The sequence below is a fragment of the Bacteroides sp. ET71 genome (assembly GCF_023336905.1).
Classification (GTDB): Bacteria; Bacteroidota; Bacteroidia; order Bacteroidales; family Bacteroidaceae; genus Bacteroides.
The window spans coordinates 1-1,137 of sequence record NZ_JAMBLS010000101.1 but is presented as its reverse complement, the minus strand read 5'-3'; the positions used below and the strand labels follow the sequence as shown (position 1 = coordinate 1,137).

General features: G+C 57.2%; 1 protein-coding gene. It reads left to right on the top strand.

From position 1 onward, the window contains the following. Nucleotides 1-991, top strand: a 991-nt coding sequence (locus M3090_RS15340; protein ID WP_249057721.1) for a DUF3945 domain-containing protein, incomplete at its 5' end; no start/stop codon positions are given. Nucleotides 992-1,137: the final 146 nt, after the last annotated feature.

Below are 1,137 nucleotides of genomic sequence, written 5' to 3'. Positions count from 1 at the left end.
ACAGAAACAGGACTTGCGGCAGGCTCCCGCCACCGAAGAACCCGCCCCGCAGCAATCCACGAAGTGGAGCATGGAGCAGGTGGACTGGCAGCAGCTCGCACGCATGGGCATCACGCCCGAATCGTTGGGCGAAATCGGTACGGCACGCCTGCTCAACGGGCATGAATCTGCCGTGCTTGACATCCGCACCAACTTCGAGGGCATCAGCTTTGAAACACCGGCCTGCATCCGGCTGGTGGAATCGCCCGACGGAAAACCCGTACTCAACATCGAATGCTGCAAACGGTATCCGGATTTGAAGGAGTACATGGGAACGGAACTGCCCCAAGAAGTGCAGGACAACCTGCTGAAAACGAACAACGCCGGACGAACCATTGACATCCGCCAACCTGACGGTACGGTGGAGTCCTGTCTTCTGTCCTTCAATCCCAAGACCAACCGCCTGCACCACCTTCCCATGCAGGATATGAAGCAGGTACGTGAAATCAACGGCGTAACGCTGACCGAAGACCAGGGACTCCGCCTGATGAACGGCGAGTCCGTATTGGTCGAGGGCATGTGGTCTGAGCGAAGGCAGAAACATTACGACGCACGCCTCCAGTACAACGTCTGCAAGGGCGGCTTCGATTACGACTTCCGGGGGCTGAACCGTAAGGTGGAGCAGGGGCAGAGCCAGAGCGGACAGCGCGAAATCATCATCCCGCAGAAGCTGAAAGGGGTGGAACTGACCCAAGAGCAGAAAGATGCGTTGAAAGCAGGCAAGGCGGCGTATGTCAAGGGCATGTCCGACGGTGGCGGGGGCACGTTCAATGCCTACGTGCGCCCCAACTACGAGAAGATGAAGTTCGACTTCTTCCGCTGGAATCCCGACAAGAGCAAGAAGCAGTCGCAAGGTCAGGCAGAAACACAGGCACAAAAGCCTGCACAGGCCGCCACGCAGAACCGCCGTGTCCGGAAGTCCGAGAAGAAAGGTGCCGGCGTATCGCTTTGAGTATTCACCTATAATAACTAATGTATATGAAGAATGTCATTATCGCAGAAAAGCCGTCGGTGGCGCAAAGCATCGCGGCGATTGTAGGAGCCGAACAGCGGAAGGACGGCTATCTGGAAGGCAACGGCTGTGCCGTAACATGGGCT